The following is a 25,325-nucleotide window of genomic DNA, read 5'->3' on the forward strand; positions in this document are numbered from 1 at the left end:
TTTTTGTAGTTCAGGAGCACAAGCATTGAGAAAGTTTTTAATATTAACCCTTAGCTTGGCTTGTGCTTACTTTTTTACTGGGTATTTTAGCAACTCACTTCTTTCTGTAGATGGCTATGCGGTCGCCTCTTGGCCGCCCTCAGGAATTGCTTTAGCGAGCTTTTTAATTTGGGGACGTAAGTCATTTATTGGCCTTATTCTTGGTGCTTTCTGTACTAACTTAATTCATCTTGATAACACCGTAGATATTCTTCATTTTAATGTGCTTTTACAAGCTATTTGCGTCACTTTAGCCTCTGTTTTACAGGCTTGGATTGGTCGTCAAATTATAGTAAATGTTATAAAGGCTCCGCTAGATTTATCTTCTTTAAAACACAGTGTTCAAAGCTTAATAGTAGCGGGGCCAATATGTTGTGTTATTGCTGCAGGTGTAGGAACAAGTTTATTAGCATTGAATAATGTGATTCCGACCAATGCTATTTTTGATAACTTTATAGCATGGTGGATTGGCGACAGTATCGGTGTACTTATATTTACTCCACTCATGCTCGCAGCCTTTAATTACACGCAAGTACGCCACCGTATGTTGGTAATTTTACCTTCACTATTAATTTATATACTAATCAGCGTTAGTTTTTATGGCGCTGCCAGTGTTAAAAAAGAAAAAGACATTCAAAAGCAAGAAGCTAAAATACTTACTGTGCAAAATGCTATAAGCCAGAAGCTCGATGGTATTACTGCTCACTTAGGATTGTTAGCTACATTTTTTGCTAGTAGTAATGACGTGAACTTTAAAGAGTTTAAACAATTTACTTCAAAGCAGTTGGACTATAGCCAAGAAATTTTAGCATTTGAATGGATACCTTATGTACCAGCAAATAAACTCGCAGATTTTGAAACACATGAAAATACAGCCACAGGCAAACCTTTATACATAAAAGAAAAGTCACTTGATGGAGGTTGGCAACCTGCAGGTACTCGTAGTAATTACTTTCCTGTAAAATATGTATATCCCTTAAAAGATAATGAAGGTGTTTTAGGGTTTGATTTAGCTTCTAGTAAAGTAAGAGGTGCAGCGCTTAGCAAAGCGAAAGAGCTTAATGAACTTGCACTAAGTGAGCCAATTAATTTAGTCCAAAATACAGCTGAAGACGGTGTACTCTTTTTATATCCTGTTTTTGGAGAGTCGTCTACCGAAGATGATTTTCAAGGTTTTGTGGCAGCGATTGTCAGTCTGAAACGCTTATCGCAAACACTATTATTTGATAACAACAACTCAATTTCAGCCAGTTTTTTTGATACAACGATACCAGGGAAAAAGCAGGCAATTTATATTGCCGATACCGATAATTCGCAAACGCTGTTTAAAGAATATCAATTGTTGATTGGCAAACGCATGTGGCAGGTCGAGTTATATGAACCAATAGTTAGAACGTCTTGGTTAATGTATTGGCTTGCACAAATAGTAGGTATGTTGTTTGTGTGGTTACTGATTACATTTTTGATTTCAGTTACAGGTACAAACATACAAATTCGCGAACAAGTGGCTAAGCAAACGCATACATTACGCAAAGAAAAACAAAAAGCAGATGAAGCGAGTCATATTAAAGGACAGTTTTTAGCAAACATGAGTCACGAAGTCCGCACCCCTATTAACGGTATAAAAGGGCTGCATTATTTAGCGCTGCAACAGAATGATTGGCAACAAGCAAGAAGTTACATTGAACAAGCAGATGGAGCACTGGGTGTTTTACTGCGGGTATTAAACGATGTGCTCGACTTTTCAAAAATGGAAGCAGGCAAGCTAGACTTAATGCAAGAGCCTATTAACGTAGCGAGTTTAGCGGATGAAATGCTTAATTTACTTCAGTTTGAAGCTGACATTAAATCAATAAAGTTAAGTCTCGATTTTGATAAAACATCAAATTTGGTCATTAATACCGATCCAATCCGCTTAAAACAAGTGCTGCTGAATCTGCTCAATAATGCGGTTAAATTTACAGGGGAAGGTGAGATCACTCTGAAAATTTGGCAGTCGAAAAAAATGACTTACTTTAGTATTAACGATACGGGTATTGGTATTAGTAGCGAAGCACAAAAACAATTGTTTAAACCGTTTGCGCAAGCCGATAGCTCAACCTCACGTCAATATGGTGGTACAGGCTTAGGGTTAAGTATTTGCAGAAAGTTGGTTGAGTTAATGGGTGGTGCAATTGATTTAGTCAGTTATGAAGGTAAAGGTTCTACATTTACATTTAGTTTGCCGCTTATATCGCCTTTACCAAAGGCAGAGCAAATTCAACAGCAATACGACGAAATAGATGTAAGTACCTTATCATTCGCAAACTATAAGTTACTTTTAGTCGAAGATAACCCACTTAACCAGCATGTTGCCAGTGCCATTTTAAAAACAAAAGGGTGTATTGCCGACATTGCTAATGATGGTTTTGAAGCCATAGAAAAGCTAACCGAAAATAGCTACGACATTGTTCTTATGGATATTCAGATGCCAAAAATGGATGGACTCCAAGCAACAAAAGTAATTCGTTGTGATTTAGGGTTAATTGATTTACCCATAATAGGGCTATCGGCGAACGCCCATGATGATGACGTTAAAAAGGCATTAGCCTCTGGAATGAATAGTTATATTACCAAACCTATTGATGCAAATACGCTTTTTAAAACTCTTTGGCATTATTTATCAAATAAATAAGTAACGTTATTTTTTGCACAAAAAGCAGACATATGACCGCTTAAACTTAACGCAAACCATATAGACTTGAAAAATAACTATATCTGCGTATCATGCGCGCAAATTTAACTAAACTGGGTTGCTATTATGATCAATAGAAAATTACCTTTGCTAGATATTCACCGTCATTTAGATGGTAATGTACGTGCGCAAACCATATTAGAACTTGGTCGTCAGTTTAATATAGAGTTACCTGCAGATAACGTTGAGGCATTAATTCCTCATGTTCAAGTTATTGACCCTGAGCCAAACCTTATGGCTTTTTTACAAAAGTTAGATTGGGGTGTCACTGTACTTGGCGACTACGATGCGTGTAGACGCATAGCGATTGAAAACATTGAAGATGCACAAGCACAAGGCCTTGATTATGTAGAGCTTCGATTTAGCCCTTACTACATGGCACAAAGCCAAGGTTTACACCCAGAAGGGGTTGTAGAGGCGGTTGTTGATGGTATTAAATCAGCAACAAAGGGTGCAAATATCAAAGCTAACTTGATTGGTATTTTATCGCGTACTTATGGCGTAAAAACATGTCAAAAAGAGCTTGATGCTTTACTCGCATTTAAAAATGATTTAGTCGCTGTTGATTTAGCCGGTGACGAAATTGGCTTTCCTGGTGAGTTGTTTGTAGAGCACTTTAAACAAGTACGAAATGCTTATTTAGCTTCGACTATTCATGCTGGAGAGGCACTCGGTGCTCCAAGTATTTGGCAAGCAATTAATGAGCTAGGTGCAAGCCGAATAGGGCATGGCGTTAAAGCTATTGAAGATCCAAAACTAATGGATTACTTACGCGATAACCGTATTGGTATTGAGTCGTGCTTAACAAGTAATATTCAAACCAGTACAGTAAACGATTTAGCTAAGCACCCACTTAAACAGTTTTTAGATCACGGTATTTTAGCGTGTATTAATACTGATGACCCTGCGGTTGAAGGCATTGAAATTGAGTACGAATATACCGTTGCAGCACCTAAAGCGGGCTTATCTCAAGCTGATATGGAAAAAGCCCAAAAAAATGCATTAGAAATAGCATTTTTAAGCGATGGCGATAAAAAAGAGCTTTCAGCAATCGTTAGCGCACGTTAACTCTATTTAATACACATTAAAAATGCCGCTTTATAAGCGGCATTTTGTTATCTGCAATTTAGTGTGTTTGGCAGCTCATGTAATTATCGTAAAGTGCTTTAAGTACATCTGCTCGGCTGATCATGCCGATTACTTTAACACCCTCTACAACAGGGTAGTTTTTTGGTTTACCGGGCTGCATTTGCTCTGCAAGCTCAATAATATTGGTATCGCCGCTAACGGTCACTACCTTTGTTTGCATAAGTTGCGATACTTTAACCATCCCATCACAAAAATAACTGCTTTGCGTAAGTGGTTTTAATAGTTCTTGCTCAGATATAAATCCGACTAGGCATTTATCTTTATCAAATACTGGTGCACCAAGTAGTTTAAATTTTTGTAGTTCTGCTATGGCTGTCGTCATTTCTGTATCTGGTGTGATATTTGGCAACTTGCGTTGCATAAAATCTTTTACTTTTGTATTTAGCATTTGGGTCTCTCCCGCTGATGTTCTATACAAAGTATGGTTTATAGATAGGGATTTAGGAAATTGTTTATGTTGATGAGATTGATAGGTTTTAACTATTAAGTATTTGTTGTTATATAAAATAAAAGCACCGATTAGGTGCCTTTATTCATAACTGAAAGTTAATTTCAATTATTTGATAAATGCGAATGCATCTGCGTACATGTTTTCACGAATTGCACCATGAGTAATAAAGTCATCACGGACAATACCTATCATGTCAAAACGACCGGCCATATAAATATCGTATGGTTCAAGTGATACAATATCTTGCATTACCGCTTTATGTACATAGCCAGTGTGACCTTGCCAATTAGCAGATGGATTTTCTACCACAGGGATAAACTCAAAGTTTTTGTGGCTATCGGCCCATGTTTGCATTTCTGTATGTGCGTATAAAGCTGACTCTTCTTTTACACCCCAGTAAAATAATACAGGACGGTCGCACTTAATTTCAGCTAAGTGATCAGCCATTGATTTTGCGTATGAAAAACCAGTGCCACCGGCAAGTAAAATAATAGGGCGCTCACATTGCAGGCGCAACTGTGAAATACCCAAGCCAGCTTCAATGTCTACTAACTGCCCAGTGGTATGGGCGTTTCGTAAATGTTCCAGCGATTGCATTGCATACGAATCGGCACCTGACGCGCCAATATGCAGTTCTATTGCATCGCACTGTGAAGGGCGACTAGCTATAGAAAAAGCACGTTTGTCTTTTTCGCCCAATACGAGTTGCATGTATTGGCCAGCTTCAAAGGTCACAGGTTGTTGTGGCTTTAAAATTACTTTGTGAACAAATTCTGTAAGTGGGCTGATAGCTACAACTTCAGCTTTTAATGTTTGCATTTTTTACCTTTTAGCAGCGCTTTAAACAGCAGATACGCAATCGAATGACTCGATTCTAGCATATCTGCAGGGTTATTTTATAGCCTGTTATGTACTTACATATAAACACTTAAAGAATATTAAGGCTTTCCCAAATATCATCTACGCGGTCTTTGGTGTCTTTATCCATAACAATAGGCTCGCCCCATTCGCGGGTGGTTTCGCCAGGCCATTTATTGGTGGCATCCATTCCCATTTTTGAACCAAGGCCAGAGACTGGCGATGCAAAATCGAGATAATCAATAGGTGTGTTTTCTATTAATGTTGTATCGCGAGCAGGATCCATTCGGGTTGTTATAGCCCAAATAACATCTTCCCAATCACGGGCATTAATATCGTCATCGCACACAATTACAAACTTGGTATACATAAACTGACGTAAGAACGACCAAACCCCCATCATCACGCGCTTAGCATGACCAGGATATTGTTTTTTCATTGTTACAATCGCCATACGGTATGAGCACCCTTCAGGCGGAAGGTAAAAGTCGACTATTTCAGGAAACTGCTTTTGTAATATCGGCACAAACACTTCATTAAGTGCTACACCTAAAATCGCAGGCTCATCAGGCGGACGGCCAGTAAATGTGCTGTGATAAATAGGATCTTTACGATGCGTTAAGTGAGTTACCGTCATTACTGGAAAGTCATCTACTTCATTATAGTAACCGGTATGGTCACCATAAGGGCCTTCTGGCGCCATTTCACCTGGCATAATGTAACCTTCAAGTACTATTTCTGCACTGGCAGGGACTTGTAGGTCATTTGAAATAGATTTTACAACTTCGGTTCTGCTACCACGTAATAAACCAGCAAATGCATATTCGCTTAATGTGTCGGGTACAGGCGTTACTGCACCTAATATAGTAGCTGGATCGGCACCTAGTGCTACCGAGACAGGGTAAGGCTGCCCAGGGTTTTCTTTACACCATTCTTGAAAATCAAGCGCGCCACCACGATGCGACAACCAACGCATAATTATTTTATTTTTGCCTAATAATTGCTGGCGATAAATACCTAAATTTTGGCGCTTTTTATAAGGCCCTTTAGTGACTGTAAGGCCCCAAGTAATTAATGGCGCTGCATCACCTGGCCAGCAATGCTGAATAGGTAATTTAGTTAAGTCTACATCATCACCTTCTAAAACTACTTGTTGGCAAGGCGCTTTTTTAACTTCTTTTGCTGGCATATTAAGCACTTGCTTAAAAATAGGTATAGCGCCTAGTGCTTCTTTAATACCCTTTGGTGGATCAGGCTCTTTTAAAAAAGCGAGTAGTTTACCTACTTCGCGCAGCTCGCTAACGTCTGTTTGGCCCATGCCCATTGCTACGCGTTTTGGTGTACCAAATAAGTTGGTAAGCACCGGCATATCGTAGCCTTTTGGATTTTCGAATAATAACGCAGGACCTTTAGCACGCAATGTGCGATCAGATATTTCGGTCATTTCAAGATACGGGTCGATTTCTTGGGTGATACGTTTAAGTTCGCCTTTTTTTTCAAGCAAATCGATAAAATCACGTAGATCTTTATATTTCATTGTGGGCCGCTATTAAGCAAAAGAGTTGAAGTATTATACCCATTTCATGCAAGCCAAGTCATTACTTGCACTTAAAACTTAAAGCGCTCTACGGCACTTGTTAAGGAGTGTGCAAGTTGATTTACGTCTTCACTTTCGCTTGCTAGGGTTGTCGCGTTTTTGGCATTCAAGGTTGCTTGCTCTGTCACCTTGGCCATTATTTGTTGAATGTCGTTACTGTTAGTCAATTGCTCATGTGATGCATGAGCAATCTGCTCACTCATCTGATTAACAGACAACAATGTGCTTTTAATACGCTCTACGGCTTTATTTAGTTCAGTGCTGTTTTTAACACATTGCTTGGCTTGGTGTTGGCCATCGGTAATGTGTTCTTGAGTTGTTTGAGTGTGCTGTTGCAATGTTTGGATCATGGTGTTTATTTCGCTAGTCGAGGTCTGTGTACGTGCAGCTAATGATCGAACCTCATCAGCAACTACAGCAAACCCGCGTCCGTTTTCACCCGCTCGCGCTGCTTCAATTGCAGCATTGAGTGCCAATAAGTTGGTCTGCTCGGCAATGCTGCTAATTGTTTCAACAATGGCTTCAATAAGCTGAGTGTGTTGGGCTAGTTCCTCAGTGCTGCCTACTGCTTTATCAAGGCGCTGTAATAAAGTTTCTATACTTAGACTATTTTTATTAGCAATCTTGTTTACGTCATTGGCAAATTGCGATGCATTGGTTATTTCACTTGATGTTTTATCTGCTTGTTCATAAACCGCTTGTGAGTTGGTTAGCATATTTTGTGCAAGCGATGTTGCCTGCGCGCTTCGCTCCAACTGCTGTTGTGCAACAACCGTCATTTGCTGACCTTTTTCACTGGTTTTAATAGCGCTGCGGTCTAGTTCATGGGCGTCACTACTAATTGCGCCAATTAACTGGGTAAGGTCTTCACTGAGTTTATTTATGTTATTTAGCAAAGTACCAAATTCATCTTTACTGCGCGGATGGCTTCGCTTTGATAAATCACCTGAGGCGATTCGGGCTAAATCGCAGTTTACTTTTTTAAGCGGTTTTAGCATTGCGCGAGTTGTAAAAATAGAGATAGCGATAATCAATATAATTAAAACAAGCGTAATAATTACTACAGAACTAACCCCAGTATTTATGGCAGCCTTTGCATTAGTTTGTAAGGCATTAAAGCGCTCATCAGCCAATTTATTAAGTTCAATAAGCTGACCTTCTGTTGTTATAAATTGCTGTTGAAAGTGTTCAAAATTTTGAGCCGCAGCAATAGTACTTTTGAGTACTTTATTTTGTTGGGCATAAATTCCTGTATTGTTGTTAAGTAACTCTCTTAATTGATTAAACTTAGTCGTTAAATTTTTAGCATTAAACGCATTATTAAAGGGTAGCGCTTGTTGCTCTAAATAGGTGAAATTAGGTTGGATGTTATCTAGTAGAAATAGGGTATCTTGCTGATGGCTATTTAAATCATTGATACTTGTAGTTTGAGTAATGCTTTTTATATTATTGCTTAAGTTAAACAATAAATCATCTATACGGGTCGCTGTTCCAAACATAGCATTAAGTAGCGCCTGCTGTTTTGCAGGCACTTCTAAAAGTTCTATATCAAGTAAGTTAGAACTTAAATTGTAAAGTTGCTCGTTAAACGTTGCTGATAATTCTATGGTGGAATTTTGCGCTACAAACTTACTCTCTTTAGCACTAAACATTGCGACACTTACTTTAGTCAGTTGCTCAAAGCCTTCGTTGGTACTGGCGAGTAAATTTTGCATTGTTATTTGTTGATTTAGTTGAGTGCTTAATGAATTGAGCATATCGCTAAATTGTTGTTGCTCAGCTTGCGCCTGTTTTTTATTTTGTTGAAGTAAATCAAGGTTTGCTTGGCTGTAAGCTAAGGCATTAAATTTGGTAATAGACAGTAATGATAGCCTTAAATCTTTACTGAACTGTTGTACAGGAACCGCTAATTTTTCGGTTCGGGTATTGTTAACGCTAATTTTGTTTAATGACCAATAAAAAAACACACTACTTGTTAGCACCAATAAACCAATGGCTGTAAAAGCTAAAATTATTTTATGTTTGATCGCAATTGAACGCATAACTTCATCACAATAATGGGTCTTTAATTATTGTAGCATTGCTGTAATTTATTGGTTAGTTTTGTGTTAAACCTTGATGCACTGTCTTTTTTTACCAGCAATGATTAGCATGGCCTCATTTCCCTTACCCCAAAACAGTACCTCTTCACTTATATATTTATTCCCTGATGCACTTTTTTCGTGATTAAGTACATGCACTTTATTGTTAAAGATAAGTTCGGCTTCAGAATTATTAATGATATTGAGTTTTACACTCTCATCATCGCATTGGTAAGCAGTACTGGTTTGTAAATCACTACATGCGGTTAAGCTTAGTAAAATAGCGATTAATGCTAAATATACTTTCATTTTTTCCTCCCATCTTCTTTAAAAGTTAGTTAAAACACAGGGCAAAATTTTAATCTAACGTAAGAATAACAAAGCAAAATTAACCGTTGGTGAAAGTAGCGCTTTACGTTATGTTTATAGCAATATTTTTTGAGCTCGGAAGCTTTATGGCAGGCACTAACCTTTTAACGTTATTAGACGATATAACCACTTTACTTGATGACATTGCGACAATGAGTAAGGTAGCAACAAAAAAAACAGCGGGTGTATTAGGCGATGACTTAGCGCTCAATGCACAGCAGGTTACAGGTGTTGCAGCAGAGCGTGAATTACCGGTTGTTTGGGCTGTGGCAAAGGGCTCATTTTTAAATAAAGCGATACTCGTACCCGCTGCTTTATTAATAAGCGTATGGCTGCCTTGGTTAATAACACCGCTTTTAATGATGGGTGGTTTGTTTTTGTGTTTTGAGGGAGCTGAAAAAGTATTTGCTAAGTTTTTGCCTCATCACAATGAAGTGGTAGATGAAGATGAAAAATTAGATTTAGTTGAGTACGAAAAACAAAAAATAAAAGGGGCAATAAGAACCGACTTTATTCTTTCTGCCGAAATTATTGTTATTACTTTAGGCACTGTGGCAGGCGCTACATTACTTAACCAAGCTTTAGTGCTTTGTGTTATCGCAATTATAATGACGATTGGCGTTTATGGCTTAGTGGCCGGTATTGTAAAGCTGGATGATGCCGGGCTTTATTTACTCAACCAATCTAAAGTGTCAGCTAATAAATTTAAAGAGTTACTTGGTAAAGGCTTACTCGCAGCAGCGCCTAGATTAATGCAGTTTTTAGCATTTGCGGGCACTATTGCGATGTTTTTAGTAGGTGGGGGGATTTTAGTGCATGGTGTTGAGTTACTGCATCACACGCAGATAGATGTAACGAGCTATGCTCAGTCTGTTGCTGGCGGCACAGGAGAAGTATTAGCGCCTCTATTATTTGATGGTTTGCTAGGTGTTATTGCCGGCTTAGTTGTTGTGCTTATACATGTAAGTTATACAAAGTTATTTAAAAAATAGTTTATAGCTGGCGTACTTGTTGCGCCAGCTATATTTAAATTCACTCATTCACAGTTAGCTATTTTACAAAGCGATTCTAATTCAAATTGTGCTTTAGTATTTTTTTGCTCAATGGCCTTTTTATACCAATAAATAGCCTGTTGATAATTTTGAGCTATTCCCTGACCATCACGATACATTTGCGCTAAATTTAATTGCCCCCATTGAGAACCCGCTTCAGCAGCTAGCTTAAAGCTATTAAATGCTTCAAAAAACAACTTATCTTTAAAATAATTAATGCCTTGTTGATTGTTTTTATCGAGTTTTAAACCTTTATATAGTGGCTTAGGTTTGGGAGGAAACATCACAAACCCGCCATAAAGGCTGTTGGCATAAGGTCGCAGCACGTCATAAATAGCTTCGTCTTTATACAAACGCTTTACTTCATCACGAGGGAGAGTGATTGTTTTAGTGGAGAAGTAATTGTCTTGAATTAGTTGGCTGGTACGCATTGCCAAAGTAATACTATTATTACGTTTATAGCTGTAGTTGCTTATCTGAAAGGTAATAAACTGCTTATCAAAACTTAAAACTTGAGCAATTCTTAAATTGGTTAGGGTCCAGGGTTCGTGTGTAAATTTGTCGGCGTGTACTAAGTAGGTGTCATATATTTTAGGTGTATTCAAATAGCTTTGCTTTTGAGTCTCGGTATCAAGGTGTTGTTGATAAAAAAACGAAACAATCCAAAGCAATAAAAATACGCCAATAAAGTATTTAGGTAGGCTTAGTTTTTCTATTAACGGTAGTTGCGGTATTTTAACAGGTTCGCTTTTTCCGCATTGATAGCACTCGCGTTTATAGCTTAATTTTAAGGCAAGCATAGGTAAAATGCTAAATCGTAAATAGCGGCTTTTATTTACTAAATGGTAGGCGTCGCTTTGGCAGTGAGGGCAGCGTGTTATTTGTGCAAAATGTGGAAATGATTCACTCGTGTTGAAAAGTAACATAAAGCACGCTCCTTGTTTAATTACCTAAAGGTAAAACAAGAAGCGTGTTAGTTAAAGCTACAAACTGTAAGTAAGTATGTCTGTTATTACTTATTTTGAGCTTTAGGCTTGATAGTGGTTTTTGCATCGGCAGCCATTAGAGCAAATACAGCATATGCAGCGGTATTTTGACGAAGCTTAGCAGGTGTCACTTTATCAAGCGTATCGTCAGCTGTATGGTGGTAATCAAAGTAATCTGTTCCATCTTGAGCAAGTTCAAAAATAGGCGCTGACGTTGCTGCTTTAAGTGGAATTAGATCGGGGCCACCATTCGCTTGGTTTTTACCAATGTGCTCAATATTTAACGGCGCAAGTTCTTTTGCTATAGCGCGAACTACAGGAAGTGACTCTGCGCTTACGTTCGATTCAAAAGCATATACAACATCGGCGCCAAAATCAGACTCAGCGGCTGCAACAATATTGCTTAGCTCGTTTTTATGCTCTGCAAAATAAGCTTTTGCACCCCAAAGACCTAGCTCTTCAGCTGCAAAAAGTACCACACGAATACTGCGCTTAGGGCGTTTTACATCGCTAATATGTTTAGCGGCTGCCATTGTTAGTGCAACGCCTGCGCCGTCATCTAATGCGCCAGTCCCTAAGTCCCAAGAATCTAAATGCCCCCCAATTAATACATATTGCTCAGGGTTTTCGGTACCATTAAATTGGCCAATAACGTTATAACCAGTGCCTTCACCAAGGCTTTCGGTTTGCACATTAATATTTACCGACACTTCTTTATTTAAAGCAACTAAGCGTGCTATTTGATCTGCATCTGGGTTAGCAATTGTTACGTTAGGTATTTTTGTAACACCTTCTTTGTAGTAACTACCGCCAGTGTGTGCAAAGCGATGATGACCGGTACTAACCGAGCGCATCATGTAGGCAACAGCGCCTTTTTTAGATGCTTCTATAGCGCCTGTACCGCGTGCTTTTACAGCAGGTCCGTAACCATTCCCGTCTATGTCGCGGTTCATACGGTAATTAATATACGCAATTTTACCTTTTAAACTGTTTGCCGGTGCGGCTTTTAATTCATCAAGTGTTTCGAATAATACAACCGGCGCTGTAATCCCATCTTTTGGCGTGCTTATACTGTTACCTAATGCAGTTAAGTGCAGTGGTTGCTCGCTTGGTGTTAGTATTTTTCCGCTTTCGCTATAACGGCGCCATTCAGGAAATGTGGCTTTTTCTAACCATACTTTATCAAAGCCCAGTTCATTAAATTTGGCTTGAGCCCATGCCACGGCTTTTTTATCGTTTTCGGTACCAGGAAGGCGTGGGCCTACTTCAGTTGTTAATGACTCTAGTAATTTATAACTTAAATCACTATTTAGTGCAGAGGTGCGCACTTTGTCTACTTGTTGTAATTGCTTTTGGGTAAATTCGGCGCTGTTAGCGTTTGCAGCCATACTGCTAGTAAGCAGCAGTGCGGTAATTAATTTTTTCATTTTGGTAGGCCTTTTTAATAATTAGCGCTATTAGAGCATGTAACAAACATGATAAAAAATAGATGAGATGAATAGGCTTTGTAATAGGTTTAATGCTGTTAGGTGTGAATATTTAGATATAAAAAAGCCCGCGTAAATGTACGCGGGCTATATTTTAAAGCTGTTATTTAAGGTATTTATTTAAAAGCTAAATTGCGCAGCTAAACGAAGATTTGTGCCCTCGCCAACAGTTACATTATTTGTGCCGCCACCACCTAAATAGCTTTTATCAAATAAGTTTTCGATGTTAAGGCGTAAGTTAATATCGGTATTACTTAAGTTAAACTTATAAGTTGCACCTACATCAACACGCGTATATGCATCTTTAGTAATTGTATTGGCGCTATCGGCAAAGCGCTCACCTTCGTAAAAAGCACCAGCATTAAGTGCAATGGCGTCGTTTAATTCATAACGCGTCCAAAGTGATGCCGACCATTTTGGTGCGTCGGTAGGGCGTTTACCTTCCAATACTTCATCGCGTTCAAAGTTAGCATCTAGATACATAGTTGATGCCATAACAAATAAGCGGTCAGTAGCGGCACCTTGTGCGCTTACTTCAACACCTTTGTGGCGTTGTTCACCCACTTGGTTTGTTTCACTTGTGAATGAGCCAATAGGCGTCTCAAGTTGTTCGCTAACAAGAGTACCTTCTTTGCTAATATCAAAAATAGCACTGGTAAGCATTAGGCGGTCATCAAATAACTGCCATTTAATACCAATCTCTCTTTGCTTAGATGTAACAGCATCTAATTTCATGCCGTTATTTACATCTGTTTCATCAATCAGTGTTTCACTACCTTGAGGCTCAAAACCTTCTGAGTAACTAGCGTATATAGTTGCAGAAGCATTTGGGTGATAAAGCACACCTACTTTTGGTACAAATGACTCGTTATCATTTCCTGTGCTATTTTGTTTGTCGTAACGACCACCCAATGATAGTTGCCACTCAGGCGAGAACGAAATTAAGTCTTGAACGTAAATTCCGTAGTAGTCGTATTCAGTTTCGCTTACTGTATCATCTGTTTTATAGCTTACTGATGGACGAGATGGTTCTGCTTGTCCTGCAGAAAAATCAAAATAGTCGGCAGAGGTACGGCGCTGTCCGTAGTAATAATCAAGCGAGTTTGCGCCAATTAAAAATTGGTGCTGTAAGCTACCTGTTTTAAATTCACCAATAAAATCAATAAATGCAGTTTTAAATTGCCAATCGTCAAAGCGATCATAAGGGCGAGATTCATAACTATCGCCTTCAGCAAAGCCACCTGGCATACGCGGTGCTGACTCAAAGCGTTGGCGTTCAAATGTTTGTTCGTTATAGCCAAGCTTTACTTGCCAGTTATCGGTTAAAAATACTTCTAGGTCTACACCTAGGTTTTCTACGGTTATATCGGTAAACGCCCAAGACATATCACGGATTGTTTTATCATCACCAATTACATTGGCATTGTCGTCTATCCATGCACCAGTATCTAAACCTGCTTCGTCGTCTGTGCGGTCGTAATGCACACGTACTAATGCGTTGTCGCTAATATCGTAATCTACAACTAAAGCACCTAAAAAACGGTCACGCTCGCGGTTTTCACCGTTTTGGTATTCACGCCAGTAATCAACATCTTGTTTAACTAAAATACCACGAGCACGTAAATCTTCAGATTCAGTCAAGGCACCAGCAGCATCAACCATAAAGCGCGTTGAGCCATGTTGGTCTACATCGGCACTGGCATTAAATAATGTTTGTGCTGTAGGCTTTTTAGTAACCATGTTCACCAAGCCCCCCGGACCTGATTGACCATATAAAATGCTCGATGGGCCTTTAATTACTTCAACTTGTTGTAAAATTTCGATTGGTTGTTGGTAGTGCGACCAATGCTGATGACCGTCGCGTAAATAACCTGTCGATGAGCTTAGCTCAAACCCACGTAAGTTAAATACCTCACGATTACGTTGTTGTGAGCCTGCAGTTAAGCTTGCGTCATTTGTTAGTACTTCGCCAAGGGTAGTGGCAAGTTGCTCACTAATAATAGTGTCGGTTATTACGGTTACAGATTGTGCGGTTTCAAGTAATGAAGCTGATGTTCTCATTGCGCCATTAGCGTTATCTACTTTGTAATCGTTAAAGTAGCTACCTTTTACTTCTATACGCTCAAGGTCAGTAGTGTTTGCGTATGTGTTTGTTGTAATGCTTGCTAATAGTGCTATGTAAAGAGAATTCAGTTTCATTGTTTGCTTCCAGCAGTGATATGTAAAAAACAATCGCGATCTTAATGCAAACTACTATCATTTTCAACACCTTTTGTTAACGTACTTTATTATGTGTTTGTTAATGGTTGCTAATTACGAATTCTGCTATTATTAGCAGCATATTTAGTGGGGCTTTCCCCCACGTTATTTTTATTGCTATGGAACTTACTGTGACTTCAACTGCTTTTTCATCTTTGGCTTTACCAGCTGGACTCGTTGATAATTTATCAACACTTGGTTATGCGCATATGACACCTGTACAAGCGCAAAGTTTACCGCCTGTACTTGCTGGTAAAGACATCATTGCTCAGGCAAAAACCGGTTCAGGTAAAACTGCTGCGTTTAGCTTGGGTGTGTTAGCTAAATTAAACGTAAAACGCTTTCGTATTCAATCTTTAGTGTTGTGTCCTACTCGTGAGCTTGCCGAGCAGGTTGCGGTTGAAATGCGTAAATTAGCGCGCGGTATCCATAACATTAAAATATTAACGTTATGTGGCGGTGTATCAATTGGTCCACAAATAGGCTCGCTTGAACATGGCGCGCATATTATTGTTGGCACACCTGGGCGTGTTGATGACCATATTCGTAAAGGTACTTTACGTTTAGATGATGTTGAAACATTGGTACTTGATGAAGCCGATCAAATGCTTGATATGGGTTTTCAAGATACACTTGATGCAATTATTGAGCGTATCCCACAAAATCGTCAAACATTGTTATTTAGTGCAACATTCCCAAGAGCTATTGAAGCAATTGCTAAGCGTGTACTTAAAAATCCAGAAATGGTTAAAGTAGAAGAAGAGCAAGCCAAAAGCACAATTAAGCAGTACTTCTACAAAATGGATAATAATAAGCAGCGCTACCCAACGCTAAAATTATTATTACTTAAATTTACACCACAAAGCTGTGTTGTGTTTTGTAATACTAAAGTAGAAACACAACAAGTGTGTGACGATTTAGCTGATGAAGGCTTTAGTGCTGTTTCGCTACACGGTGATTTAGAACAGCGCGATCGTGAACGTACGTTAATTCACTTTTCAAATAAAAGTGCTTCAATACTTGTTGCAACCGATGTTGCTGCACGTGGTTTAGATATTGACGATATGGATATGGTGATTAACTACCATTTAGCACATGACACGCAAACACATGTGCATCGTGTTGGTCGTACAGGTCGCGCTGGTAAAAAGGGCATTGCATGTTCTATTTACGGTGAAGCAGAAGCGTTTAAAATTGCTCAAATAGGCGAACATTACGAACGCGATATTACTCCAGAGCAAATGCCACCATTTAATTTATTAGACAAGCCACCGTACCGCCCTGAAATGGTTACTTTGATGATTGATTCAGGTAAAAAACAAAAAGTACGTGCAGGTGATATTTTAGGTGCTTTAACGGGTAAAGATGGGGTTGCAGGTCGTCAGGTGGGTAAAATTAACGTACTTGATAACGTAGCGTTTGTTGCTGTTGAGCGTAACTCATTAAAACCTGCGCTTCGTAAATTAACCGAAGGCAATATTAAAGGGCGTAAAATACGCGCACGCCGCCTTACTCGTTAATTTAAACTTCTAAATTAATAGATTAACGAGCAGCTACCTTTAGCTGCTCGTATTGTATTTTTATTTTTTTAAACTCAACTTCACAGCCATTTGGTTTATCTGGGTGCACTTGTAATGCAAGTTGTCTCCAGCGCTTTTGAACATTTTTAAGAGTGAAATTTTCAGGTAACTTCCATTCTAAAGCCAATGCTTTAAATTCATTTTCATTTAAAGCCTGTTGTGGTGATGTCGTTTTAAACTGACGCCAAAAGCTATTTAAAAGCTCATCAATCTGCTCTTCACTGGTATCGTAATTATGCCAATCTAAATAATAATCTCGCAAATTTTCGCTTGTTGTTACTAAACTATTATCTCCTTTTTCTAAAAGCTCGATATGCAGAGCTGAAATGAGTAAACTCTGAGGGCGTAATTGTGCCTGCAGTTGGTACAGTGCATTCATGATTAAAAAGTTACGTTTAAATAAATCACGTTCAGGACTTTTATCGAGAGTGGTCATAGCGCTGCGGTTTGTCAGTTCTGCTGCTAAAGTATGAACTTGCCAAACCTGCTTTGTTAGTATTAGCTCAAAAATCTCATCAATCAGTGGGTTAAGCATTGTTTAGGCCCTAGTAGTTGGTGTATCTTCAATAAAGATTACACTGATATAAGTAACGGTTTGAAGGATTAAAATTATGCTGGGCAAGTTAAAATGCCTCTTATTTACTATATGCTGTGTACTAATAGCTCCTAGCTATGCCCAAAATAATGATTCGTTATTTGAGCAATTCAAAAACGAAGTGCAGTGGGAGCCTAAATTACAATTAGCAAACATGCTACTTGCTAATAAAAATGCCTCCAAAAAAGAGCGTGTCGCTGTTTATTCGGCATTGGGTAATACTGCGTTATCGGTTGATAATTTTAAAGACTCATTACATTACTTTAAATTACTTGAACAACATACTTCGGATACTTTCTTCCCTGATGAGCACTTTCGTGCAATTAAAATGCAAGGTGTTGTACTTTTTTATCAAGGCTTATTTCAAAAAGCGATTATTGAATATACCCGTACCCTAGCATTAGCAGAAAAGAATAAGCAATTACTAGAGCAGGCAAACTTATTAAATAATATTGGTTTGGCCTATTTTAATATGAATAAGCTAGGCGATACCCTAGAGTTTTATTTAAAAGCAAAAGCTATCTACGAGGCGTACGGCAGTGAGCAAGATAAAACCGATATACTACTTAATATAGCAGGCGTTTATATACGCTTATCACGCTATGATAGTGCGTTTGGTCTTTATCAAGATGTACTTAAGGTTTATCAACGATTAGATGATAAAAGCGGTATTGCGCAGGTATATAACAATATGGGTGTTGCCCATATGGAGAGTAATCAATTTGACTTAGCACTGCATTATTACCAGCTAGCGCTACGCTATTATATTTCAGCTAATGATTACAATAAGTTATCTACACAATATACAAACCTAGCAAATACTAATTTAGTATTAAAAAAAGTGGATGAAGCGTACGAGCAAGCTAAATTAGGTGAGTACTACGCCCTTAAAATAGATAACCATAATTTAGAGCTTAATGCGCTACATGCGCTGGCTAAAATTCAGTTTGTTAAGGGCAACTTAGAAGAGGCGCAAATAAATTTAGATAGAGCAATTTTACTTGCTCATGAATATGGTAGTGAGCGAATAATTAGAGAGAGCTTGGGGGCCAAAGCACTTCTTGAAGCCAGTAAAGGCGATTATTCAAGCGCAATGGCTTTGCAACAAAAATATATTAGTGAGTTGCGAAAGCTCAGAAGTACGGCAATTATAAATGCACTAGCGGTACTTCAGCATCAATTTAAAGCAACGCAATTAAACCAAGAGATAGAAAAACTTAAACAAGATCGCCGTGTGCAAGAGCTAAAAATGTCGCAGCGTTCTCAGCTTACTTTATTCTCTTTTTTACTATTACTTTTAGTTGTCGTAACTGGTATTGCGCTTTATCGCCGTGGTGCAGAAAAACGCGCTAAGCAGCAGTTAACAGAACAAGTTACGCAACGTACTGCAGAATTGCAGGCAATTGCACAAGAGCTGAGAGAAGCCAACGATGTTAAAAGCCAGTTTTTGGCTAATATTAGTCACGAAATTCGCACTCCACTAACGGCTATTTTAGGGCAAACAGATGCTTTAATTAATGAATTATATGAGCCTGAGTCACTTAAAGATGAATTAAGAGTAATTCAGCGTCACAGTGACCATTTAAAAAGCTTAATAAATGATGTACTTGATTTAAGTAAAATTGAAGCCAATAGATTAGAGTTAAATATTTCGTGCTTTGATATTGTAGAGCTGGTAAATGATGTGCACGCAATGTTTATCACCCAAGCAAAAGCAAAAAATCTACATCTTATTTTAGACAATCAAGTGGGTAATGAGTTTTACACTAAGCTGGATTTAATACGCGTAAAGCAGATTCTTATAAACTTATGTGCAAATGCTATTAAGTTTACTCATTCAGGGCAGATCATTATTGCATTAAATAAGAGTGAGCAAGGACTAGTTATTATTGTAAAAGATACCGGTATTGGTATGAGCTCTAAACAGTTAAAGCTTATTTTTGAATGCTTTAGCCAAGCTGATAACAGCATTAGCCGTCGCTTTGGTGGTACAGGGTTAGGCCTTAGCTTATCGCAACAATTAGCTGCGATGATGGGTGGTTATATCAGCGTACAAAGCGAATACAAAAAGGGCAGTCAGTTTTCGTTCTTTTTACCGTGCGCAGAAGTAAATAAATCTCAAAGCATGATTGAAACTCAAAGTGCTCCTAAGGCAAATAAGCAATTGGCAGGTCGTGTCGTACTTGCGGAGGATCATCCTGATAATCGTAGGTTAATAAGTCGTTATTTACGCTCAATGGGACTCGAGGTTATTGCTGTTGAAAATGGTGAGCAAGCGGTAGAGCAGTGCTTAAAAGAATATCCAGATTTGGTATTGCTCGATATTCAAATGCCAGTGATGGATGGGCGTTCTGCTTTTCAGCTATTAAAACAATGTGGTTTTGAGCGACCTATTTTTGCTTTAACAGCAAATGCTATGAGTCATGAAGTGGATGGTTATTTAGAGTTAGGGTTTACTGGTTACTTAGGTAAACCGATAGACAAAGAGTCATTTTATAAAGCGCTTTCTAGTCACCTACATAATGCAGAAGATCAGCCAATTACAAAGCAAAATGAAGTTGATATGAGCGATCTTGTGATTAGTTTCAAGCAGAGCTTTGCTTTGGAGAGTGAAACGATTACGCAGCATTTTATAAGCGAAGATTTAGATGCGCTACAAAAAGATAGCCATCGCATTTTAGGGGCTGCACAAATGTTTGGTTTGGATGAAATTGCGCAATCGGCTAAAAATTTAGACAGAGCACTTCTACGCAGAAGCCAAAAAAGCAGTGCAAATGATTTTAAAGCGCTCGTTGATACGCTGCAGGGTGTACTTAAAAAGTATAATGAAAGTTAAACTGTATTTAATCCAGACACAAAAAAAAGCGCCTAAGGCGCTTTTTTTATTCAATTAAAACGCTTTTATTGGCGTCTCATCGAATCAAAAAATTCATCATTGGTTTTGCTCATCGATAGTTTATCGATTAAGAATTCCATTGCATCAATTTCTGACATGTCATGAACAATTTTACGTAAAATCCAAAGCTTTTGAAGTTCATCTGGTTTTGTTAGTAATTCTTCACGACGAGTACCTGAGCGGTTAAAGTCGATAGCTGGGAATACACGTCTTTCCGCAATTTTACGGTTAAGGTGAAGTTCCATGTTACCAGTACCCTTAAACTCTTCGTAGATAACTTCATCCATTTTAGAGCCAGTATCGATAAGAGCTGTAGCTATGATTGTTAAGCTACCACCTTCCTCAACGTTACGTGCAGCACCAAAGAAGCGCTTAGGTTTATGTAATGCGTTAGCGTCAACACCACCAGTAAGTACTTTACCTGATGAAGGAATAACGGTGTTATAAGCACGTGCTAAACGAGTGATTGAATCCAATAAGATAACAACATCTTTTTTATGTTCAACTAGGCGTTTTGCTTTTTCGATAACCATTTCGGCAACTTGTACGTGACGAGAAGCTGGTTCATCAAACGTTGATGCAATAACTTCACCTTTAACTAGGCGTTGCATCTCTGTTACTTCTTCCGGACGTTCATCAATAAGTAAAACCATTAATGTTACATCAGGATGATTGTGCGTAATTGATTGTGCAATATTTTGAAGTAGCATTGTTTTACCCGCTTTTGGCGGAGCTACTAACAAACCACGTTGGCCGCGGCCAATAGGAGATGCTAAATCAAGTACACGGGCTGTAATATCTTCTTTACTGCCGTTACCACGTTCCATGCGAAAACGTTCGTTTGCATGTAATGGAGTAAGGTTTTCAAAAAGAATTTTAGTTCGAGAGTTTTCAGGTTTATCAAAGTTAACTTCATTTACTTTAAGTAAAGCAAAGTAACGTTCACCGTCTTTAGGTGGACGAATAAGACCTGAAATTGAATCGCCAGTACGCATGCTGAAACGGCGAATTTGGCTAGGTGAAACATAAATGTCATCTGGGCCAGCTAAGTAAGAGGCTTCTGATGATCTTAAGAAGCCGAAACCATCTTGTAAAATCTCTAATACACCGCCGCCGAAGATATTCTCTCCGCCTTTGGCATGGGATTTAAGAATGGCAAAAATGATATCTTGCTTTCTTAAGCGGGCTACGTTTTCGAGCCCCATGGACTCAGCTAAGTCTACAAGCTCTTTAATGGACTTGTCTTTTAATTCGCGTAAATGCATATTGGTGGGTTCTTTATTACAGTTGTCATACTCAAAATCGCTTTGATCGTTGAGTGAGGTTTGTTGAATATAACTAAGGATTAGTTGGCTTTATAAACTAGCAGTTCACTGGCAAAGCGTCCAGTCTTTATACAAAATAAATTTAAAAAAGGGCAAAAAGCCCTTTTTATTGTTCTAGCTTACAGTTAGATGTTGTTTTCTAAAAACTCAATAAGTTGAGTTTTTGAAAGAGCACCTACTTTCGTTGCAGCTACTTGACCATCTTTAAAAAGAAGTAAAGTAGGGATACCACGAATACCAAATTTTGGCGGTGTGCCAGCATTTTGGTCAATGTTTAATTTAGCAACAGTCACACGGCTGTCGTATTCATCAGCAACTTCGTGAAGAATAGGGGCGATCATTTTACAAGGTCCACACCATTCAGCCCAGAAATCTACTAGTACTGGTTTGTCAGATTGTAATACGTCAGCTTCAAAGCTATCGTCAGTAATTTGGATTATTTTCTCGCTCATTGCGCTCTCCGATTTAGTTAGGCGAAATATTTAGTGCGTATTTAAACACTCTTGTTTCTTATTGCAAGTTTAAACGTTATGCTTAAACGCTATGACTAAGACACATTTAACCGATAAAAAGTTTTCAGACTTTGCTATCGCACCGGAAGTGGTTGCCGGTTTAACCGAGAATGGGTTTGAATATTGCACACCTATTCAAGCAAAATGCCTACCTTTTATTTGTGATGGACGCGATATCGCGGGCCAAGCTCAAACAGGTACAGGCAAAACGTTGGCGTTTTTAACTGCCACGTGCCATCGGTTATTACAATCTAGCAAAGCACCTAGTAAACATCCAAGAGCCCTGATCATGGCCCCTACTCGGGAGCTTGCGATTCAGATACACAAAGATGCTAAAATTTTAGCGCCGCACTGTAATCTTAACTTAGGTTTAGTATATGGTGGCGAAGATTACGAAAAACAACGTGCACAACTAGAAAAAGGCGTTGATATTTTAATTGGTACTACAGGTCGTCTAATTGATCTGTATAAGCAAGGCTGTTACACCCTTAATGAAATTGAGGTAGTCGTGCTTGACGAAGCTGATCGTATGTTCGATTTAGGTTTTATCAAAGATATTCGCTATATGTTCGATCGTATGCCAGATACATCAAAGCGTTTAAACTTATTATTTTCTGCCACATTATCGTATCGCGTACAAGAATTAGCTTTTGAGCACATGACAAACCCAGAACATGTTCAAATTGAACCTGACGTTAAAACGGGTAAACGTATTCAAGAAGAGCTATTTCATCCTTCGCAAGAAGATAAAATTAAGCTGTTGTTAACTTTAATTGAAGAAGAATGGCCAGAGAAAGCAATCGTGTTTGCAAATACCAAGCACAGTTGTGAAACAGTATATGCTTGGCTTAAGTCAGACGGTCATCGTGTAGGTATGCTTACTGGTGATGTTAACCAGAAAAAACGCCAAACTATATTAGCGCAGTTTAGCAAAGGCGACTTAGACTTTTTAGTTGCGACTGATGTTGCAGCGCGTGGTCTTCATATTCCAGAAGTAAGTCATGTATTTAACTTTGATTTACCTGACGATTGTGAAGATTATGTTCACCGTATTGGTCGTACTGGCCGCGCTGGTGCATCAGGCCACGCAATTAGTTTTGCATGTGAGCAATATGCATATAACCTGCATGAAATTGAAGAATATATAGAGCACAGCATTCCTTTATCACATTATGATAAAACAGCATTGCTAGATGATTTAACTCAGCCTATTATTCAAAGAAAGCGCAACTATTCAACAGGTCCACGTAACCGTAGTAATAACAGCGGACGTCGCCCAAATAATAGTTACCAAAAAGGACGGTCGTAAACGACCGTTTGTATAAGTAGTAGTAACTAGAGGTTTTTGAACGGTGGGGCAACTTAAACCGCAAAAAAATGTGTACGCAGTTATTGATTTGGGCTCAAATAGCTTTCATATGCTTATAGCCAAATCAATTGCTGGCGGTCTACAAACAATTGGACGTGTTAAACGCAAAGTCCGATTAGCCGCAGGGCTTGATAAAGATAACGTATTGAGCACTGAAGCAATGCAGCGAGGCTGGGAATGCCTTGCCCTTTTTGCTGAGCGTCTACAAGATATCCCAGATAAAAACATCACCATAGTAGCAACAGCCACCTTACGGTTAGCAACTAACGCCGAAGTATTCAAAAATCATGCAGAAAAGATTCTTGGCCATAACATTAATGTTATTAGCGGAGAATTAGAAGCGCGTACAATTTATAAAGGTGTTGCTCATACTTCATCTTGTACTGGCAAACAGCTTGTTATTGACATTGGTGGTGCAAGTACCGAAGTTGTAATTGGTAAAGCATTTGATGCCTTACATTACAAAAGCCTCAATATGGGGTGTGTTACCTATCTTGAACGCTATTTCAAAGACTGCCAATTAAGTAAGAGTAACTTTAACGCAGCCATAAAAGCAGCTCGTACAGTCATTGATGAAATTTCTCCAGAATATAAAACAGCGGGATGGCAAATTGCATCTGGTGCTTCTGGCACAGTGCAAGCAATTCAAGAAATTATGGTCGCTCAAAACCTTGACGATTTACTTACGCTTGAAAAGCTCAACACTATAAAAGAGCAAGCAATTGCATTTAGCACTATTGCAGCGCTAGACCTTCCTGGATTAAGTGAAGACCGTCGACTGGTATTTGTATCAGGGCTCGCAATCTTAATCGCACTATTTGAATCTCTTGAAATAGAAAAAATGGGATTGGCGGGTGGAGCACTGCGTGAAGGCGTTTTATATAGCATGGTTCCGGAGTTTCATAATAACGACATTCGTAAACGCACAGTTGATGGGTTTATGAGTCGTTATCACGTTGATCAAAAACAAGCGTGTCGGGTTTCAAGCTTAGCTATGCAGTTAGCGGTAAGTATTGATAAAGATTGGCCAATTGAACGTTTAAATGGGTTACCACTATTAAAAGCGGTAGCGCAGCTTCATGAGATTGGATTACTAATAGAATATAAGCAGTACCATAAACACACCGCTTATATTTTGGAAAATACCGATATGCCTGGTTTTTCACAGTCAGAGCATAAATTAATAGTAGCGGTAGCAGATGCGCATCGTTCTGATTTTCCAAAAGGCTGTTTTAATTCACTCGGCGTAAATAGTCTATTGGCGCAATATATAGTGAGATTACTACGGATAGCAGTCATCTTATCAATGCGCAGACAAGATGATGTACTGCCTATGTTTGAGTTAACTGCTAAAAATGAAGTGTTAGACCTTAAGTTTGAAAGTAACTGGTTAAAAGATCATCCATTAATGGCCAGCGAGCTACAACAAGAGTCTAAACAGCAAGGTAAACTTGGGTGGAAGCTCATAGTAAACTAATTAAAAAGGCCCATCAGGGCCTTTTTAGTGTTTAAAGTAACCATTTCGATGCAAATATGTGCGAACAGCACATTATTTCAAGTTTTCTTCAAAAAAGGGTTGATCTGTTTTCGGATCTCCCTATAATGCGACCCCACTGAGACGGGAAACGCCAACGCATAGCGAGGCACGAACAACTCAGGGTGTTAAGTAAAACTTAGTTTGAATCTTTTTAGAAAGTTTAAATTTAAGTGTTGACAAAAAAATAGGAAAGCGTAATATGCGCAGCCCTAGCGAGATAAAGTTTAACTTTATAATCGCAACGTTCTTTAACAATATAAAGCAATCATCTGTGTGGGCACTCGTACAGATTGAGTTCTAACAGCCAACCTACTTAGGTAGTGAGGCAAACAAATTAGAGTCTCAATTGAAAACTGAGTGACCAACAGAATAGTTATTTCGGTAATTATTCGGCACAGTCAATTCAATATCGAAAGATATTAAAATAAATTCAGAATTCATTGAGCTGT

Annotated in this window: 18 protein-coding genes; 7 read left to right on the forward strand and 11 right to left on the reverse strand. The window is 38.7% G+C overall.

Annotation, left to right across the window (positions count from 1 at the left end):
- Positions 1-25 precede the first annotated feature (25 nt).
- Together QL995_RS18370 and add are read left to right on the forward strand one after the other, a co-directional pair.
- On the forward strand, positions 26-2,713 hold the full coding sequence (locus QL995_RS18370) for a CHASE domain-containing protein (RefSeq protein WP_290294798.1): 2,688 nt from the start codon (positions 26-28) through the stop codon (positions 2,711-2,713).
- Positions 2,714-2,839: 126 nt separating this feature from the next.
- Complete coding sequence (gene add, locus QL995_RS18375) at positions 2,840-3,841, forward strand: adenosine deaminase (RefSeq protein WP_007580566.1); 1,002 nt, start codon at positions 2,840-2,842, stop codon at positions 3,839-3,841.
- A 58-nt stretch (positions 3,842-3,899) separates the two neighbouring features.
- On the opposite strand, the gene QL995_RS18380 is transcribed toward add, so the two are convergent.
- The 5 genes from QL995_RS18380 to QL995_RS18400 form a co-directional block, all read right to left on the reverse strand.
- The gene (locus QL995_RS18380) at positions 3,900-4,310 is read right to left on the reverse strand and encodes a CBS domain-containing protein (RefSeq protein WP_007580571.1); all 411 of its coding nucleotides are present in this window, start codon (positions 4,308-4,310) and stop codon (positions 3,900-3,902) included.
- Positions 4,311-4,478: 168 nt separating this feature from the next.
- On the reverse strand, positions 4,479-5,192 hold the full coding sequence (fre, locus tag QL995_RS18385) for an NAD(P)H-flavin reductase (protein WP_024589658.1): 714 nt from the start codon (positions 5,190-5,192) through the stop codon (positions 4,479-4,481).
- 109 nt (positions 5,193-5,301) lie between these two features.
- Positions 5,302-6,768: a 4-hydroxy-3-polyprenylbenzoate decarboxylase gene (ubiD, locus tag QL995_RS18390; RefSeq protein ID WP_007580574.1), complete on the reverse strand. Its 1,467-nt coding sequence runs from the start codon at positions 6,766-6,768 to the stop codon at positions 5,302-5,304.
- A gap of 71 nt (positions 6,769-6,839) precedes the next feature.
- Positions 6,840-8,870: a methyl-accepting chemotaxis protein gene (locus QL995_RS18395; protein WP_290294799.1), complete on the reverse strand. Its 2,031-nt coding sequence runs from the start codon at positions 8,868-8,870 to the stop codon at positions 6,840-6,842.
- 66 nt (positions 8,871-8,936) lie between these two features.
- Entirely contained in the window at positions 8,937-9,218 is a 282-nt protein-coding gene (locus QL995_RS18400; protein WP_007580576.1) for an MliC family protein, read from the reverse strand.
- Between the two features lie 146 nt (positions 9,219-9,364).
- Here QL995_RS18400 and QL995_RS18405 point away from each other — a divergent pair, with 146 nt between their 5' ends.
- A complete protein-coding gene (locus tag QL995_RS18405; protein WP_169045189.1) occupies positions 9,365-10,270 on the forward strand; it encodes a DUF808 domain-containing protein in 906 nt (301 codons plus the stop codon).
- 44 nt (positions 10,271-10,314) lie between these two features.
- Here QL995_RS18405 and QL995_RS18410 read toward each other — a convergent pair whose 3' ends face one another.
- The 3 genes from QL995_RS18410 to QL995_RS18420 form a co-directional block, all read right to left on the reverse strand.
- Entirely contained in the window at positions 10,315-11,256 is a 942-nt protein-coding gene (locus QL995_RS18410) for a tetratricopeptide repeat protein (RefSeq protein WP_197118360.1), read from the reverse strand.
- An 86-nt stretch (positions 11,257-11,342) separates the two neighbouring features.
- Complete coding sequence (locus tag QL995_RS18415; RefSeq protein WP_165739343.1) at positions 11,343-12,743, reverse strand: M20/M25/M40 family metallo-hydrolase; 1,401 nt, start codon at positions 12,741-12,743, stop codon at positions 11,343-11,345.
- A gap of 180 nt (positions 12,744-12,923) precedes the next feature.
- Positions 12,924-15,002, reverse strand: coding sequence for a TonB-dependent receptor (locus QL995_RS18420; protein WP_290294801.1), 2,079 nt, complete (start codon positions 15,000-15,002; stop codon positions 12,924-12,926).
- A gap of 191 nt (positions 15,003-15,193) precedes the next feature.
- Between QL995_RS18420 and dbpA the strand changes: the two genes are divergently transcribed.
- Positions 15,194-16,582, forward strand: a complete 1,389-nt coding sequence (dbpA, locus tag QL995_RS18425) for an ATP-dependent RNA helicase DbpA (RefSeq protein ID WP_007580581.1) — start codon at positions 15,194-15,196, stop codon at positions 16,580-16,582.
- A 22-nt stretch (positions 16,583-16,604) separates the two neighbouring features.
- Here the strand turns inward: dbpA and QL995_RS18430 are convergent, their stop codons facing one another.
- Entirely contained in the window at positions 16,605-17,177 is a 573-nt protein-coding gene (locus QL995_RS18430; RefSeq protein WP_007580582.1) for a DNA-J related domain-containing protein, read from the reverse strand.
- Positions 17,178-17,253: 76 nt separating this feature from the next.
- Here QL995_RS18430 and QL995_RS18435 point away from each other — a divergent pair, with 76 nt between their 5' ends.
- Positions 17,254-20,073, forward strand: coding sequence for an ATP-binding protein (locus tag QL995_RS18435; RefSeq protein WP_007580583.1), 2,820 nt, complete (start codon positions 17,254-17,256; stop codon positions 20,071-20,073).
- Positions 20,074-20,138: 65 nt separating this feature from the next.
- Here the strand turns inward: QL995_RS18435 and rho are convergent, their stop codons facing one another.
- Positions 20,139-21,398: a transcription termination factor Rho gene (gene rho, locus QL995_RS18440; protein ID WP_002960945.1), complete on the reverse strand. Its 1,260-nt coding sequence runs from the start codon at positions 21,396-21,398 to the stop codon at positions 20,139-20,141.
- 185 nt (positions 21,399-21,583) lie between these two features.
- Entirely contained in the window at positions 21,584-21,910 is a 327-nt protein-coding gene (trxA, locus tag QL995_RS18445) for a thioredoxin TrxA (RefSeq protein ID WP_002960942.1), read from the reverse strand.
- A gap of 91 nt (positions 21,911-22,001) precedes the next feature.
- On the opposite strand from trxA, the gene rhlB reads away from it, so the two are divergent.
- Positions 22,002-23,279, forward strand: a complete 1,278-nt coding sequence (gene rhlB / locus QL995_RS18450; RefSeq protein WP_002960940.1) for an ATP-dependent RNA helicase RhlB — start codon at positions 22,002-22,004, stop codon at positions 23,277-23,279.
- A gap of 43 nt (positions 23,280-23,322) precedes the next feature.
- Positions 23,323-24,816 (forward strand): guanosine-5'-triphosphate,3'-diphosphate diphosphatase, encoded by a 1,494-nt coding sequence (gene gppA / locus QL995_RS18455; protein ID WP_007580584.1) that lies wholly within the window; start codon positions 23,323-23,325, stop codon positions 24,814-24,816.
- The last annotated feature ends 509 nt before the right edge of the window (positions 24,817-25,325 follow it).

This window comes from Pseudoalteromonas sp. APC 3358, from assembly GCF_030408075.1.
Lineage (GTDB): Bacteria > Pseudomonadota > Gammaproteobacteria > Enterobacterales > Alteromonadaceae > Pseudoalteromonas > Pseudoalteromonas arctica.